The following is a 15,510-nucleotide window of genomic DNA, read 5'->3' as shown; positions in this document are numbered from 1 at the left end:
GCCTGCTCAGTTGCGCCACGAAGACAATGCGCGACGGCTGCAGATGGTGTCGGCGCGGCGGTTGGAATTGGCGGTGCTCGACCACACGCCACTAGCCTCTTTTGCAGCATGCGATTGACGCCGGCGCGCGTGCAGACAAGTATCGCTGCCGGCACGCCGATGTGCCGTCGCCATCGAAGGCTGCACCGATGTTGCATCACGTTTCGCTGGGCGTTCGTACGATCGAGATATCCGCCGAATTTTTCGACGCAACGCTGGGTGCGCCTGGCTATGTGCGGGTGTGGTCCGATCTGGAGCCAGGCACGCTCGACCAGGCGGTCGGCGATGGCAGGCCCGGTGGCGACGATTGCCTGGCGTTGAAACAACGCCAGGCAACGCAATGTGCCCCGGGGGTCGGATTCCATCTGGCATTTGCCGCCACCGACGCGTCCGCCGTGGACGCGTTTCACCGAGCCGCGCTACGGCACGGCGGTCACTGCAATGGCGCACCCGGCTTGCGACCGGATTATGGCGATGACTATTACACCGCGTTCGTCATCGACCCGGACGGCCACCACATCGAAGCGGTGGTCGACTGTACGCCGCCACGGTAACCAGCACCGCCGCTACGCAACGTTGGAATATCGGTGGGTTAATGCGCAGCGACAGCGAGCTCGCCATGCGCAGTGAAGGTCATGGCGCTGCCTGCGTCAGGAAACGGTCGAAGTCGCCGATGTTCATGCTGCCCCAACCCGACGCGAAGTCCCAACCGTAGCTCGCGTTGTATCCATCGCGATACAGGCCATTGCTGCCGACCACCACGTCATGGGCGCGCTGCGCATCGTGACGCTGGCTCGCGTACTGATAGATCTGCGGCGCGACGAAGCCCAGAGTGGGATGCGACTGCAACAGCCGGGCGATATAGCCGGCGAAGGTCGGGGTGGCGGCACTGGTCCCCCACACATACCAGGCAGCCTCGTTCCCTTGCGCATCGGTGCCGCGGATCTGCGCACTGCTGTAGAACGAGCCATTGAAGCTGACGTCGGGCACAGCGCGGTAGCCGGAGGCCGTCTGCCCCGGCAGCAGGGTGCGCTGCCACTGCGGCGCATAGGCAATCTTGCTGAGGCCGCCCTGGCTGAGGTGGCGGCCGACACCGGCATTCCAGACGCGCTCGGAGGCGTAGCTGCCGGGGTTGCCGCCCTGGGTCAGCAACTCGGTGGCGCCCACCGCAATCGCGTAGCGGTGCGAGGCCGGCCAACCGACCTGGCGCAGGTCCGGGCGCCCCGCCAGCGTGTCGTAATAAGGCGCGTTGGCGCGTGCGCTCAGCGGCAGGTAGACGCCGTCGTCGCCGCTGCAGATCAGGAAGTTCTGCCCCTGACGCACCGCCTTGGTCAGGCTGGCGTCCATGGCCTGGAAGACCGCGTCGTTGACCTGGATTTCCTGCCCATAGATCGACATGCTGACCACGCGGGCCAGATTGTCGTCGGCCGCGCGCGCCATGCCATCGATCATGCTCTTCCAGGAAAAGTCCGGGATGTTGTAGATGATCAGGCGCTTCAACCCGCCGGCGCTGCCGACCAGCAACTGGGTATCCATGTCCCACTCGACTTCCGAATCCTTGCTGGCGGCATCGGACTGGTAACCCGGCGCGCTAGGGTCGCCCACCGTCACCACCGTGACCGGGGTGTGCAGGCCGTGCAGGTCCTGGAAGCTCTGCAGCCGCGCGAGGGTATTTTCCAGATTGCCGGCGGCAATGACCGCACCGACGATATCGCTGGCCGGTGCCAGCGTATCGGCGCCGTACGCGCTATTGAGCTCTTCGATGCTGTGGCGCACGACTTCTGCGCCGCCGCTGTTGGCGGCCGTCACGGCGCTGCTGTTCAACAACGATGTGCGCGCGGCGCCCAGCGGCGCCCAGTGCGGGGTGACCCTGGCGCCGGCCGTGCCGTCCAGGCCAACCACACCTTGCACCACCGCCTGCAAGCCGGCCGGCACTGCGACCGTGCCCTGCGCAGCGGCAACGCCGAGGCGGCCATCGGCACTCACTGCACGCAGCGGGGTGCCAAGGGCAGCCTGCAATGCCGCCGCTGTCGCGCGAACCTGCAGCAGGCGGCCATCGATGGCCGGGCGTACATCGGTGATGCCATACCGGCTCAGATAGGCCTTGACCTGTGCGATATCGCGGGTGGAAGCAGCCGATGCGCGTGCCAGTTGGCCGCGCAACACCGGATCGCCGCCATCGCGGGTCAACCACTGCTCCACCGCCGCTTGTTGCTGACGCATGGTCACCTGCGGCTTGAGCACCAATCCCACCTGCAGGATGCGTTGCGGCGCCAGCGCGCCACCGACGGCGAGTTGCGCAGGTGCCTGTTCGGCTGCCTGCGCGACACCGGTCATACCCAGCGCGACGGCGCAAGCCAGGACGGCCTGAGAGAAAGAGCGCGTCATCATTCGTGTGCCGCCATTGATCGTGAGTTAACAGGCTGCGGATTCTCACGAGGCGGCAGTGGTTTCAGGCGCAACAGTGCGAACTCTGTGTGCGTAAAACGATGCGGCCGCGAACTGCCACGCGAACCTCGTGCCGAGGTAGCTGTGCGATTGCGCGGTGGCGCCGCCGGCGCTTGTCGATCGCCGGGCGCACGGCGCCTGCAGCCGCTGGCGCCGAGCTGGTTGAGGCCAGTGGCTACGTGCTACATCTCCAGCACCACCTTGCCCAGGTGACTGCCCTGCTCCAGGTAACGATGCGCCGCAGCCGCTTCGCTCAGCGGGAAGCACTTGTCGAGCAGTACGCGCAGCTTGCCCTGCTCGATCCATGGCCACACCACGCGCTCCACTTCCGCCGCCAGCCGGGCTTTTTCGTCTGCATTGCGCGGGCGTAGCGTCGAGCCGGTGATGACCGCCTGCTTGCGCATCAGCACCGGAATCGGCACCTCGATGGTGGCGCCGGCCTGCGAGGCGATGTAGACGATGCGTCCGCGCGGGTTGAGCGCTTCCAGGGTGTCGGCGAAGACCGCAGCGCCCACCATGTCGAGCGCAACATCCACGCCGCCGTGCGCCTTGGCCACCTCGACAAACGACGCAGTGGTGGAATCGATCGCCACATCGGCGCCCAACTCGCGCGCCTGTGCCGCCTTGCTGGCCGAGCGCGCGGTGGCCAGCACGTGCGCGCCCGCCGCCTTGGCCATCTGGATCGCCGTAACGCCGATGCCCGAGGTCGCACCATGCAACAGCAGCCATTGGCCTGCCGCGAGCCGGCCGTGTTCGAACAGATTGGCATAGGCAGTGAAGATGGTTTCCGGTAACGCGGCGGCGTGCACCAGATCCATGCCGGCGGGAATGGGCAGTACGTGACGCGCATCGACGGCGGCGTATTGCGCGTAGCCACCGCCACCCAGCAGCGCGCACACGCGCTCGCCCACCTTCCAGCGACCAGCCGGCTCGACGATTTCGCCGGCGATTTCCAGCCCCAGCGTTTCCGGCGCGCCAGGTGGCGGCGGGTAGTGCCCGGCGCGTTGCAGCAGATCCGGGCGATTGATGCCGGCGGCATGCACGCGGATCAGCACCTGCCCCGGTGCCGGACGCGGGCGCGGTTGTTCGGTGGCGTACAGCGCCTCGGCGTCGCCCTTGCCATCGCGGATGGCGATGGCGGTCATCGTGGTATCGCTCATGAAAGCGCTCCATGGAAAGTGCGCCCAGTGTAGGCGTGCAGGCGTCAACGCCCGGCGCAGATGCACTCCACGGTTTCCAGCAGGCATTGCCACGGCAGCGGCAAGCCAGCGATGGTGGGTCTTCGACAACGCCGCGGTACTGCGTAATGTTCGAAGGACACCATGCGCATGGGACAAGCGGTCTTCGCCAACCTCTTCCTGCATGTCGCATTGCAGCCCAATGGCGCAAAGCGCTGCGCTCACCGAATGCGCAGCAACTTCAAGCAGGCAAGCGGCGCGCGATTGCAACCCAGTCCCCAGAACCGGATGCGATTGCCCGCAAGCAACCCCAACCAGGCAGATGCTGCGCGGCCGCCCGCATCACGGTATCCCGGCCTATGCTGGTGTCTTGCTGACCACCAGGAGTCGCCATGCAACTGCCATGCAATGCGCGCGTCATCGCCGTCTGCGTGTTCGCACTGGCCGCGAGCACGCAGGTCAGCGCGGCGCAGGTGCGCATTGCGCAGGAAGCAGACGGCTACCGCCTGTTGGTGGATGGCGCTCCCTTCGTGATCAAGGGTGCCGGCCTGGGCAATGGCAGCATGGAAACGCTGGCCGCACGCGGCGGCAACGCGTTGCGCACCTGGCGCGTGGATCCGGACCCGCAACGCCAGCGCGCCCTGCTCGATCGCGCACAAGGCAACGGCCTGAAAGTGGCGGTCGGCATTGAGGTCGGCAACCAGCGACATGGCTTCGATTACGACGATGCAACGGCAGTGAAACAGCAACTGCAACGCATCCTTGCGCAGGTACGGCAATCGGCGGCGCATCCGGCGGTGCTAATGTGGGTGGTCGGTAACGAGCTCAATCTGGATTACACCAATCCCAAGGTCTGGAATGCGGTCGGCGAGATCGCCGAGGCGATCCATGCCATCGACCCGGATCATCCGGTCACCACCACGCTGGCCGGTTTCGACAAGCAACTCATCGACCAACTCAAGACGCGCGCGCCGGCACTGGACCTGATCGCCGTGCAGCTCTACGGCGATATCGCAGCGCTCCCGCAAAAGCTGCACGAGAGCGGTTGGCGCGGCCCTTACGTGGTCACCGAATGGGGCCCCACCGGGCACTGGGAATCGCCGACCACCTCGTGGGGCGCACCGATCGAAGACGACAGCACGCGCAAGGCGCTATTGCTGGAACAGCGCTACCGCAGCGACATCGCCAGCGACACCCGCCAGGGGCTGGGCTCGTTCGTGTTTCTGTGGGGCGACAAGCAGGAGCGCACGCCCACCTGGTATGGCCTGTTCCTGTCTTCGGGCGAGGCCACGCCCAGCGTGGACACATTGCAATTGCTGTGGACCGGCCAATGGCCAGCCACCCGGGCGCCCACGGTAGCGGCGCTCACGCTGGCTGGCCAACGCGCCGCCGACAGCGTGAGCCTTCGCCCAGGCCAGGCCGTGACCGCACGCATTCGTGCCAGCGGCGCATCCGTACTGCGCTACGACTGGCACGTGCGCAGCGAAAGCACCGCGCGCAGCATCGGGGGCGACCCCGAGACGTTGCCACCGCTGGTCGATGCCGCCATTGCGCCGAACCGCATGCCCGGTGGTCGCAACGGCGCACGCGCTACGGGCGAGGAGGTGCGCCTGATCGCACCACCGCCGGGCAATTACCGCTTGTTTGTGGAAGTGCGCGATGACGCCGGCCGCGCCGGCTATGCCAACCTGCCATTCCGCGTGCTGCCGCCCTCACCGGCCCTGCGACAGTGCGCATCGGAACCGTCGCAATCTGATATGCATTCATCGCGATGAAGCGATATTATCGCCAGACGATCCGCCGGAACCGCCGCGATGACGCATCTCAGTTTCGAGTTCTACCCGCCCAAGACCGATGATCAGCGCGCGCAACTGGACCGCACTGCAGCCAGGTTGAAGGGCTACGCGCCGGAGTACGTGTCGTGCACCTTCGGCGCCGGCGGCTCCACGCTCAGCTACACCTCCGAAACGGTACGCCACCTCAAGCAGAAGCATGGCTTCGAAGCGGCGCCGCACCTGTCCTGCGTCGGCGGCAGCCGGCAGGAAATCCGCGAGCTGCTCAAGCTGTATCGCGCCATCGGTTGCACCCGCATCGTTGCGCTGCGTGGCGACCTGCCGTCGGGCATGGGCCATCCCGGGGACCTGCGTTACGCCTCGGACCTGATCGCCTTCATCCGCGCCGAGCACGGCGCCGCGTTCCGGATCGAAGTCGGCGCCTATCCGGAAACCCATCCGCAGGCGGCCGACGCGCTCAGCGACCTGCGCTATTTCAAGGCCAAGGTCGATGCCGGCGCCGATGCGGCCATTACCCAGTATTTCTACAACGCCGATGCCTACTTTCATTTCCGCGACGCAGTGCAGCGGATGGGCGTGGAGATACCGATCATTCCCGGCATCATGCCGATCTCCAATTTCTCGCAGCTGCGGCGGTTTTCCGAGCAATGCGGCGCAGAGATTCCACGCTGGATCGGCAAGAAGATGCAGTCCTACGGCGACGACGCCGACGCAGTGCGCGCCTTCGGCGCAGAGGTCGTGGCGGCCTTGTGCCAGCGCCTGATCGCAGGTGGCGCGCCGGCATTGCATTTCTACACCCTCAATCTGGCCAAGCCGACCACGCAGGTGTTGCAGCTGCTCGGACGCTGAGCACCTGCTTCGCATTCCAGTCGTCGCCCTCGCACACCCGCGCGCATGCATGTCGCCAGCTCACGCTTACCCGGCTACGCTGCGCCGATGCATCGCCTTCTGCCCCTGCTGTTCTTGCTCTGCGCCTGTCCCGCCGCGCGCGTGCAGGCGCAGGAAATCCATCGCTGCGTCGCGCCGGACGGGCAAACCCTGTTCACCGACCGGCGCTGCGAAGACGTCGGCGCGGCCAGCCGCGCACCGCCTGCCATCCGCCCGCAGGGCGATACCGGCCTGTATCGCTACGGCTGCCCGCGGCGGCTGAGCGAACTGGTGTCGTTGCTGCAATTGGCGGTGGACAGCCGCGACGTCAACCGCCTGTCCAGCCTGTACCTGTGGAGCGGTCAATCCGATGCCGCCGCCAATCAGGTGCTGAGCCGGCTGGAAGCCATCGTGCAGCGCCCGTTGCTGGATATCGTGCCGATGTATCCGCAAAGCGACACCCCCACCTGGGACGCCGACACCACCGCGCCCACATCGTCGCTGGATGGCAGCGCCATCGACGCGCCACTGCCTACCCCGCCCAGCCGCCCGCGCCCCTGGGGACTGCGGCTGGAACAGAACCTCGCCAGCGGCACGCCGGCGCGCAGCGTGCTGCGGCTACGCAGGCAATACAACTGCTTCTGGGTGACGTTCTAGCAGCGTATGCGTGGCATCCGGCGGCGCGGGATCACCGCAGGACCGCTGCACGCCGCAACAGGGATCGAAGGCATTGCGCTGGCGGTTCGGCCGTCAGACGCTGCGGTGCGCTCATTGCGGCCAGAGCGCGCGGATCGCCGCGATACCCTGCGCACCATGCGAGCGCGCCTGACGCACATCTTCGCCCTGCATGCCGCCGAGCGCGTAGATCGGCAGCCAGACCTGTTCGCGCAAGGTCTCGAAACCGTCCCAGCCGATCGGTGTGGCGCCCGGATGCGACGCGGTCGCCTGCACCGGGCCCAGCACCGCAAAGTCGCAGCCGATCCGTTGGGCGTGGCGCAGGTCGTCCAAGCCATGGCACGACGCAGCCACGAGTCGGTCTGCAGGCAGCGGGCGTTCCTGCAGACCGGCCAGCTGCTCCGATCCCAGGTGCACGCCAATACCCAGATCCGCAGCCAGCGCGATATCGCGATTGAGCAACAGTTGCGCACGCGCGCGACCACGCAGGCGCATCACCTGCTGCAACAACGCCTGCCAACGCGCCGGCGCAAGCTGCCGCGCACGCAGCTGGATCCGGGTGATCCCGTTGTGCAATGCGAGCTCCAGGCCCTCCAGCCAGCGCGCCTCTTCCTCCGGCTCGGGCGTGATCAGGTAACGGTCGGGCTGCCGTAGCGCGCCCACCACCGGCACGTCGGCCGGCGGCATCGAATAGCGGGCCAGCTTGTCTGCCGCCACCCAGGTCATGGCCTGGCCTTCGCGGCCGCGCGGGCTGCCTTTCCAGCTCGTGATATGACGTACTTCCAGGCGCAGCCGCTTGTCCGGATAGAGCTGCGGCACTTCCATCACCCAATCGCCCACCTGCGCCTCGATGCCGAGCTCTTCGTTGAGCTCGCGCACCAACGCTTGTTCGGAGGTCTCGCCAGGCTCGCGCTTGCCGCCCGGAAATTCCCACAGGCCAGGCATGTCGCGCGTTTCGGTGCGGCGGGTCAGCAAGATGCGCCCGCGGGGGTCGGTGATCACGCCGGCAACGACGTGAATGGATCGAAGAGAATCAGGCATGGCGGCAAGAGTGCCGCGAGTGAGCGGTACAGCGCAATGAGGCCGGGATCGGAGATTCGGGATTTGCTAACGCAGGCGTTGCGCAGGCATTGCCAATCCCCAATCCCAAATCTCCGCCTCGGAGCAACAGATCAACGCCGCACTTACCGCTTAACCTCGTAGCCCGCAAAGCATCGCGATAATTCCGAAAGCAAAGCCCCCCTTGGTAAGGGGGGCGCGCCGAAGGCGCAGGGGATTGGAATCAGCGCCGTGAGCCCGCTATCGGCAACGCGGATAGCGGGTGAGCAGCCCGCAAAGCGGGCTGCTCCACGGTCAACTCAGCCTCAGCTGAGTTGACCGTGGCAGTGCTTGTACTTCTTGCCGCTGCCGCACGGGCATGGGTCGTTGCGGCCCACCTTGGGTTCGTCGCGGGTGACCTGCGACACCGGCACAGGCGCGTTGCCGCCCTGCATCTGCTCCACTTCCTCCTCGGCGCCGTAGCCACCCACATCCTGGTGCTGGAATTGCGAGGCCATCAAGCGCGCCTGCGCCTGGAGACGTTCCTGCTCTTCCAGTTCGGCCACTTCTTCTTCGCTGCGAATGCGCACGCGCGCCAGCAGATTGATCACCTCGCGCTTGACGTTCTCCAGCATCTCGGAGAACAGCTCGAAGGCTTCCTTCTTGTATTCCTGCTTGGGCTGCTTCTGCGCGTAACCGCGCAGGTAGATGCCCTGGCGCAGGTAATCCATCTTGGCCAGATGCTCCTTCCAGCCCTGGTCGAGCACGGTCAGCATCACGTGCTTTTCCAGCGCGCGCATGGTGTCCGCGCCGATGGCAGCTTCCTTCTCGGCGAAGTGCGCATCCACCGCTGTCTGCACCTTGGCGGCGATCTGCTCGGCGTCGATTTCTTCCTGCGCACGCACCATGTCCGTCAGCGACAAGGTCATGCCCAGCTCCGACTCCAGCGTGGCTTCCAGGCCCTTCAGATCCCACTGTTCGTCGACCGAATTGGGCGGCACGAAGCGTGCGACCAGGTCGTAGATCACATCGCCGCGAATTCCGTCGACGTTGTCCTTGACCGACTCGGCGTCCAGCAATTCGTCGCGCTGGGCATAGATCACCTTGCGCTGATCGTTGTTGACGTCGTCGAAATCCAGCAGGTTCTTGCGGATGTCGAAGTTGTGCGCTTCCACCTTGCGCTGCGCCTTTTCGATCTGCCGGCTGACCAGGCGGTCTTCGATGACGTCGTCTTCCTTCATGCCCATCATGCGCATCGCCTTCTGGACCCAGTCCGAGGCGAAGATGCGCATCAGGTTGTCTTCCAGCGACAGATAGAAGCGCGACGAACCCGGGTCGCCCTGACGACCGGCACGGCCACGCAGCTGGTTGTCGATACGCCGCGACTCGTGGCGTTCGGTACCGATGATGTGCAGGCCGCCGGCCGCCTTGACCGCGTCATGACGACGCTGCCATTCGGTCTTGATCTTGAAGCGCGCATCTTCGCTGGCGTCTTCGCCGAGGGCGTGATACTCCGATTCCAACGAGCCACCCAGCACGATATCGGTACCGCGACCGGCCATGTTGGTGGCGATGGTCACCGCGCCCGGCTGGCCGGCGTTGGCGACGATGGTCGCTTCGCGCTCGTGCTGCTTGGCGTTGAGCACTTCGTGCTTCACCCCGGCCTTGCGCAGGTGCTCGGACAGCATCTCCGAGGTCTCGATCGAGGTGGTTCCCACCAGCACCGGCTGGCCGCGCTTGGCGCAATCTTCGATGTCGGCCAGCACCGCGTTGAACTTGCCCTTGCGGTTGAGGAACACCTGGTCCGGATGGTCCTTGCGCACGGTCGGGCGGTTGGTCGGAATCACCACCACTTCCAGGCCGTAGATGCTCTGGAATTCGTAGGCTTCGGTATCGGCCGTACCGGTCATGCCGGACAGCTTCTTGTACATGCGGAACAGGTTCTGGAAGGTGATGCTGGCCAGGGTCTGGTTCTCGCGCTGGACCGGCACGCCTTCCTTCGCTTCGACCGCCTGGTGCAGGCCGTCCGACCAGCGACGCCCGGACAGCGTGCGGCCGGTGAATTCGTCCACGATCACCACTTCGCCATCGCGCACGATGTAATCCACATCGCGCTGATAGATGGCATGCGCACGCAGCGCCGCGTTGAGGTGGTGCACCACGCTCAGGTTCTGCGCGGCATACAGCCCGTCTTCGGCGTTTTCCAGGATGCCGGCCTGCAACAGCAACTCTTCGGCGTGGCCCATGCCCGCCTCGGACAGATGCACCTGCTTGCCCTTTTCGTCGATCCAGAAATCGCCTTCGCCTTCTTCGCTTTCCTGCCTGGTCAACTGCGGCACGATGCGATTGACGCGGATGTACAGCTCCGGCGATTCGTCGGCCGGGCCTGAGATGATCAGCGGAGTGCGCGCTTCGTCGATCAGGATCGAGTCGACTTCGTCGACGATCGCATAATGCAGGTTGCGCTGATAGCGGTCGGCGCGCGACAGCGCCATGTTGTCGCGCAGGTAATCGAAGCCGAATTCGTTGTTGGTGCCGTAGGTGATGTCGGCGCCGTAGGCCTCGCGCTTGTCGCTGTGCGGCATGCCCGGATACACCACGCCCACGCTCAGGCCCAGCCAGTTGTACAGCTTGCCCATCTGCGCGGCGTCGCGGCGCGCCAGGTAGTCGTTGACCGTGACCACGTGCACGCCCTCGCCCTGCAGCGCATTGAGGTACACCGGCAGCGTGGCTACCAGGGTCTTGCCTTCGCCGGTGCGCATCTCGGCGATCTTGCCCAGGTGCAACACCATGCCGCCGATCAGCTGCACATCGTAATGGCGCATGCCCAGCACGCGTCGGCTGGCCTCGCGGCATACCGCGAAGGCTTCGGGAAGAATCTTGTCCAGGGACTCGCCGGCGGCAAGCCGCTGCTTGAACTCCGGAGTCTTGGCTTGCAGCTCGGCGTCGGAGAGCTTCTCGATCGTCGGCTCCAGCGCATTGATCTGGGTGACGAGGCGGTTGAGCTGGCGCAGCTGGCGTTCGTTACGACTGCCAAAGACACGGGTAAGCAGACTGTTGATCATTGAAGAAACCGGTTGAAAAGGAACGGTTTGACCGACGCCGGTCCCCACAGACCCGACCGCCGTAAACGAAACAGGGCGCACTGCGCCCTGTCGATGGCAACACCCTATTGTAGCTTGGGGCGGGCCTTCACGAATCAAGCGCGGCCCGCGCCCCCGTCAACCGCGCCGCTGACGTCCCACCGGCGTGGCTTCGCCCAGGAATTTGCGCGGATTGACCACGCGCCCATCCGCCCAGACCTCGAAATGCACGTGTGCACCGGTGGAGCGGCCGCTGGAACCGGCACGCGCGACCTGCTGGCCGGCGCGCACCAGATCGCCCACCTTCACCACCAGGCGCGAGTTGTGCGCGTAGCGGGTCACATAGCCATTGCCGTGATCCACTTCGACCACGTTGCCGTAACCGCCGCGTACGCCGGCGTAGCTGACCACGCCATCGGCCACCGACAGCACCGGGTCGCCCACGTTGGCATGGAAGTCCACGCCCTTGTGGAAGGCCGAACCACCGTCGAACGGATCGGCGCGGCCGCCGAAACCGGAGGTGATGTAGGTGTTGCGGATCGGCATCCGCGAGGGCACCGAATTCTGCTCCAGCTGATGATCGAACATCAGCGAGGCCAGCACGTTCAATTGCTGGCCGGAGGCGGAGAACTGCTGCTCCACTTGCCCGAGCGTCTCCTTGAGGTCTTTCACCGGCATGTCGCTGACCGGCTCATCGCCGCCACCGACGCCGACCGGCTCGTCGAAGTCGAACTCGCCGTCCTTCAACTTGCCCATTTCGGTCAGGCGCTCGCCCAACGCGTTGAGGCGGGTGGCTTGCGCCTGCAGCTCGCCCAGCCGGGCGGCCAGTGCATTGACCTGCGCCTGCGAGGCGCGCTGCGCCTGGGCCAGCTCGGCCTGCTGCTGCGCAACCTTGGCCTGCAGCGCCGAATTGGTCACCATGCCGGTGGCGGTGCTGGCACCGACGCCGATCAACATGCCCAGGCCCAATACCGCGCCAAGCACCACCATCGGTCGATCCGCTGCAAAGTCCTGGAACTGTCGGGCCACACGCTGCGCCCGGGTCTGCCGCGATTTGATTACAACTTTTTTCAACGCCATATGAGTGTCATGTCCAAGCCCAAGTCCAACGCACGCAACCTTTCCACTCCACAACCGGCCATCGAGGCCGCGCTGGGGGAAAAGGCTGGCGACCCCTTGCGCCGAGCCTTGTGGCTCGATGCGCTGGACCGGCAGTTGCGCCCCCTGTTACCACCTCATCTGGCGACCCGTTGCCGGTTGGCCAATGTCCGAGGCGAACAGCTCGTTTTTCTGGTGGATTCGCCGGTCTGGCATGCCAAGGTGCGGCTTGCCGAAACCCAAATCCTGGATGCCGCCCGATCCGTCGGACTGAAGGCCACCGCGGTGACCGTCAAGACCGCAACCGTGCCGCTGCATTCCCCAACGCAGCAGAACCGCGACCGTCCCAAACCTGTTTCCGAGGCGACGCACAAAGGCTTGCGCGACGCGTTGGCTTCTCTGCAGGACGTGTTACCGACCAAACGGTGAAGCCATGTCGCCCATCCGGAGCGGCCGCCAGTGCGTGAAAGCGTTGCGAAGACCGCACACGACCCGACGCATCCTAGCGGGCATGTGGCCCGCAGGAGTTAGAGAAGTCTTAAATAAATGTTAAGAAAGGGCCTGAAATTCGAGCGCGTTCACACTTTGAACGCCAACCAGGGCATTCCCTGACATCAGGCGTAGACGGGGCTGGCGTAGGTGACCGGTGGTTGTTCGGTGCCTTCCGGGAAGCTGACCCATTCCCAGGCGGTCTGGTCGGCCAGGAGCGCACGCACCAGTTTGTTGTTGAGGGCGTGGCCGGACTTGAAGCCTTCGTAGGCGCCGAGGATGGCGCCGCCAGCCAGATACAGGTCGCCGATGGCGTCCAGAATCTTGTGCCGCACGAATTCGTTGGTGTAGCGCAGGCCGTCTTCGTTGAGCACTCGGAACTCGTCCAGCACGATGGCGTTGTCCATCGAACCGCCCAGGCCCAGATTGCGCTCGCGCATGTACTCGAGGTCGCGCATGAAACCGAAGGTGCGCGCGCGCGAAATTTCCTTGACGTACGCCGAGGTGGAGAACTCGATTTCCTGGCGCGACTGCTTGGCCGGAATCATCGGGTGATTGAATTCGATGGTGAAGCCGAGCTTGTAGCCCTCGTAGGGCTCAAAACGCGCCACCTTGTCGCCGTCGCGCACTTCTACCGTCTGCTTGATCCGGATGAAGCGCTTGGGCTTGCTCTGTTCGACGATGCCTGCCGACTGCAGCAGGAACACGAACGGGCCGGACGAGCCGTCCATGATCGGCAACTCGGCCGAAGACAGCTCGACGATGACGTTGTCCACACCCAGGCCCGCCAATGCGGACATCAGATGTTCGACGGTCTGGATCTTGGCGCCGTTGCAGGTCAGCCCGGTGCACAGCGTGGTCTCGGTGACCAGTTCGGCATCTGCGGGGACTTCGACGACCGGTTCCAGGTCCACCCGTCGGAACACCACGCCATGGTCGACCGGAGCCGGCCGTAACGTCATGTACACCTTGTCGCCGCTGTGCAGGCCGACGCCGGTGGCGCGAATGGTGTTCTTGAGAGTGCGTTGCTGGGTCATATGCGAAGTCTGGATGAACAATGCAGACAGACGCTGAACCGACTGTCTAATCGCTGAGATTATCCGAATTTTAACAAGTCGCGCGTGACGGCAACCGTAATCAGTCAGTCACGCGATAACAAAAGCTGCCGGATCGGCACCGATCCGGCAGGAATGACATGACATGGCAGTGCAACCCGAAGCGGGCCCCGGGCGGGACGGGCTGCGTCACCGTAGCAACGCAGCCGACGATCCTCAGTCGGCCTGGCGGCGCAGGAACGCCGGGATATCCAGATAATCGTTGGGCAGGTCCGCCGCCGGCGTCGAGGAGCCGCCGCCGTTGTGGCTGCCGCTGCCGACCGAGTCGCTGCTCGGACGGCGCAGGCCCAGCCCCATGCTGCCACCGACGGCCTTGGACACCGCATCGCCGCTGGTGGTGTCGAAGTCGCCGAATTCCGGCTGGCCGGTGGTGGCGTTGCGCACCAGCTTGATCGGCGCGCGCTGGTCCGGACGCTGGGCCTGGCGTGCAACCGCGCGGTTCAGGCCGGTGGCCACCACGGTCACGCGCACTTCGTCCTGCATGTCCGGGTCGAGCACGGTACCGACGACCACGGTGGCATCTTCCGACGCGAACGCTTCGATGGTGCGGCCGATCTCGTCGAACTCGGACATGGTGAAGTCCGGGCCGGCGGTGATGTTGACCAGGATGCCGTTGGCACCGGCCAGGTTCACGTCGTCCAGCAGCGGGTTCTGGATGGCGGCTTCGGCAGCGGCCTGCGCGCGATCGTCGCCGCGTGCCGAACCGGTGCCCATCATGGCCAGGCCCATTTCCGACATCACGGTGCGCACGTCGGCGAAGTCGACGTTGATCAGGCCCGGACGCACGATCAGGTCGGCGATGCCCTGCACGGCGCCCTGCAGCACGTCGTTGGCAGCGCGGAACGCCTGGATCATGGTGGCGTTGCGGCCCAGCACGGTGATCAGCTTTTCATTGGGAATGGTGATCAGCGAATCGCAATGCTGGCTCAGTTCCTCGATGCCCTTCAGCGCAACCTGCATGCGGCGACGGCCTTCGAACGGGAACGGCTTGGTGACCACGGCCACGGTCAGGATGCCCATTTCCTTGGCCAGCTGCGCAACGACCGGTGCCGCACCGGTACCGGTGCCGCCGCCCATGCCGGCGGTGATGAAGACCATGTCCGCACCCTGCAGCGCGTCCATGATGCGCTCGCGATCTTCCAGCGCGGCCTGACGGCCGACTTCCGGATTCGCGCCTGCGCCCAGGCCCTTGGTGACGTTGGTGCCGAGCTGCAGCTGCAGCTTGGCGCCGCAGTTCTTGATGGCCTGCGAGTCGGTATTGGCGGTGATGAATTCCACGCCGTCGACGTTGGTGTTGACCATGTGCGCAACGGCATTGCCACCGCCGCCGCCGACGCCAACCACCTTGATGACCGCGTTGGGAGCCATTTTTTCAATCAGTTCGAAATGTGCCATGTCAGTGTCCTCTTGAGCCGGGATTGGGGAATGGGGATTGGGGATTCGCACAAGCGAGGGTCCCTGCCCACTCCGCACCACGGCGAGTGTTGTTGTTTGAAAGTCGGGATTCGTGTGCCGGGGCCGTAGATTCGCTGTTGCGCTCCACGGCTCGTGTCACCTACTCCTCGACGCAATGCCTGCAAATAATTTTATCGCCTACCTGCTCGCCGCTCTCTACTTAATCTTCGCAACCGCCGCCGCTTTGCCTTTCGCTCTTGCTCTTGCTCTTTCCAATCCCGAATCCCGACTC

At 65.2% G+C, this 15,510-nt stretch carries 12 protein-coding genes; 5 read left to right on the top strand and 7 right to left on the bottom strand.

The genetic code is table 11. The features are described 5' to 3' along the window. The first annotated feature begins 188 nt into the window (after nt 1–188). Nucleotides 189–593: a VOC family protein gene (locus tag ACCQ16_RS04020; protein WP_029818689.1), complete on the top strand. Its 405-nt coding sequence runs from the start codon at nt 189–191 to the stop codon at nt 591–593. A gap of 79 nt (nt 594–672) precedes the next feature. Here the strand turns inward: ACCQ16_RS04020 and ACCQ16_RS04015 are convergent, their stop codons facing one another. Both ACCQ16_RS04015 and ACCQ16_RS04010 read right to left on the bottom strand, forming a co-directional pair. Continuing rightward, the gene (locus ACCQ16_RS04015) at nt 673–2,430 is read right to left on the bottom strand and encodes a S53 family peptidase (RefSeq protein ID WP_277569772.1); all 1,758 of its coding nucleotides are present in this window, start codon (nt 2,428–2,430) and stop codon (nt 673–675) included. 239 nt (nt 2,431–2,669) lie between these two features. After that, on the bottom strand, nt 2,670–3,647 hold the full coding sequence (locus tag ACCQ16_RS04010; protein ID WP_218560340.1) for an NAD(P)H-quinone oxidoreductase: 978 nt from the start codon (nt 3,645–3,647) through the stop codon (nt 2,670–2,672). A 410-nt stretch (nt 3,648–4,057) separates the two neighbouring features. Between ACCQ16_RS04010 and ACCQ16_RS04005 the strand changes: the two genes are divergently transcribed. Genes ACCQ16_RS04005 through ACCQ16_RS03995 form a run of 3 tightly spaced genes read left to right on the top strand, consistent with a single transcriptional unit; the run spans nt 4,058 to nt 6,982 of the window. Further along, nucleotides 4,058–5,440 (top strand): glycoside hydrolase family 2 TIM barrel-domain containing protein, encoded by a 1,383-nt coding sequence (locus ACCQ16_RS04005; RefSeq protein WP_372380211.1) that lies wholly within the window; start codon nt 4,058–4,060, stop codon nt 5,438–5,440. A 39-nt stretch (nt 5,441–5,479) separates the two neighbouring features. Further along, complete coding sequence (metF, locus tag ACCQ16_RS04000; RefSeq protein WP_008573251.1) at nt 5,480–6,307, top strand: methylenetetrahydrofolate reductase [NAD(P)H]; 828 nt, start codon at nt 5,480–5,482, stop codon at nt 6,305–6,307. Between the two features lie 45 nt (nt 6,308–6,352). Then, nucleotides 6,353–6,982, top strand: coding sequence for a hypothetical protein (locus tag ACCQ16_RS03995; RefSeq protein WP_014089397.1), 630 nt, complete (start codon nt 6,353–6,355; stop codon nt 6,980–6,982). 111 nt (nt 6,983–7,093) lie between these two features. On the opposite strand, the gene ACCQ16_RS03990 is transcribed toward ACCQ16_RS03995, so the two are convergent. From ACCQ16_RS03990 to ACCQ16_RS03980, 3 genes are all read right to left on the bottom strand, one after another. After that, nucleotides 7,094–8,041, bottom strand: a complete 948-nt coding sequence (locus ACCQ16_RS03990) for a Nudix family hydrolase (protein WP_277573148.1) — start codon at nt 8,039–8,041, stop codon at nt 7,094–7,096. A 323-nt stretch (nt 8,042–8,364) separates the two neighbouring features. Next, entirely contained in the window at nt 8,365–11,103 is a 2,739-nt protein-coding gene (secA, locus tag ACCQ16_RS03985) for a preprotein translocase subunit SecA (RefSeq protein WP_011346428.1), read from the bottom strand. Nucleotides 11,104–11,259: 156 nt separating this feature from the next. Beyond that, nucleotides 11,260–12,201: a M23 family metallopeptidase gene (locus ACCQ16_RS03980; protein WP_008571813.1), complete on the bottom strand. Its 942-nt coding sequence runs from the start codon at nt 12,199–12,201 to the stop codon at nt 11,260–11,262. Between ACCQ16_RS03980 and ACCQ16_RS03975 the strand changes: the two genes are divergently transcribed. Next, the gene (locus ACCQ16_RS03975; RefSeq protein ID WP_219195138.1) at nt 12,202–12,648 is read left to right on the top strand and encodes a DciA family protein; all 447 of its coding nucleotides are present in this window, start codon (nt 12,202–12,204) and stop codon (nt 12,646–12,648) included. It begins immediately after the preceding gene. Between the two features lie 185 nt (nt 12,649–12,833). Here ACCQ16_RS03975 and lpxC read toward each other — a convergent pair whose 3' ends face one another. Together lpxC and ftsZ are read right to left on the bottom strand one after the other, a co-directional pair. After that, entirely contained in the window at nt 12,834–13,745 is a 912-nt protein-coding gene (gene lpxC, locus ACCQ16_RS03970) for a UDP-3-O-acyl-N-acetylglucosamine deacetylase (protein ID WP_008571811.1), read from the bottom strand. A 234-nt stretch (nt 13,746–13,979) separates the two neighbouring features. Continuing rightward, nucleotides 13,980–15,218, bottom strand: coding sequence for a cell division protein FtsZ (gene ftsZ / locus ACCQ16_RS03965; RefSeq protein WP_008571978.1), 1,239 nt, complete (start codon nt 15,216–15,218; stop codon nt 13,980–13,982). Nucleotides 15,219–15,510: the final 292 nt, after the last annotated feature.

Origin of the sequence: Xanthomonas sp. NCPPB 1062, from assembly GCF_041481705.2 — a bacterium.
In the GTDB taxonomy this organism is placed as follows: Bacteria; Pseudomonadota; Gammaproteobacteria; order Xanthomonadales; family Xanthomonadaceae; genus Xanthomonas; species Xanthomonas euvesicatoria.
Note: the sequence above shows the minus strand (reverse complement) of the source record. Positions and strands in the feature narration are given on the sequence as shown.

Coding starts and splice junctions, on each gene's coding strand:
- ACCQ16_RS04020 (WP_029818689.1), top strand. CDS start 189: ATGTTGCATCACGTTTCGCTGGGCGTTCGTACGATCGAGATATCCGCC.
- ACCQ16_RS04015 (WP_277569772.1), bottom strand. CDS start 2,430: ATGATGACGCGCTCTTTCTCTCAGGCCGTCCTGGCTTGCGCCGTCGCG.
- ACCQ16_RS04010 (WP_218560340.1), bottom strand. CDS start 3,647: ATGAGCGATACCACGATGACCGCCATCGCCATCCGCGATGGCAAGGGC.
- ACCQ16_RS04005 (WP_372380211.1), top strand. CDS start 4,058: ATGCAACTGCCATGCAATGCGCGCGTCATCGCCGTCTGCGTGTTCGCA.
- metF (WP_008573251.1), top strand. CDS start 5,480: ATGACGCATCTCAGTTTCGAGTTCTACCCGCCCAAGACCGATGATCAG.
- ACCQ16_RS03995 (WP_014089397.1), top strand. CDS start 6,353: ATGCATGTCGCCAGCTCACGCTTACCCGGCTACGCTGCGCCGATGCAT.
- ACCQ16_RS03990 (WP_277573148.1), bottom strand. CDS start 8,041: ATGCCTGATTCTCTTCGATCCATTCACGTCGTTGCCGGCGTGATCACC.
- secA (WP_011346428.1), bottom strand. CDS start 11,103: ATGATCAACAGTCTGCTTACCCGTGTCTTTGGCAGTCGTAACGAACGC.
- ACCQ16_RS03980 (WP_008571813.1), bottom strand. CDS start 12,201: ATGGCGTTGAAAAAAGTTGTAATCAAATCGCGGCAGACCCGGGCGCAG.
- ACCQ16_RS03975 (WP_219195138.1), top strand. CDS start 12,202: ATGAGTGTCATGTCCAAGCCCAAGTCCAACGCACGCAACCTTTCCACT.
- lpxC (WP_008571811.1), bottom strand. CDS start 13,745: ATGACCCAGCAACGCACTCTCAAGAACACCATTCGCGCCACCGGCGTC.
- ftsZ (WP_008571978.1), bottom strand. CDS start 15,218: ATGGCACATTTCGAACTGATTGAAAAAATGGCTCCCAACGCGGTCATC.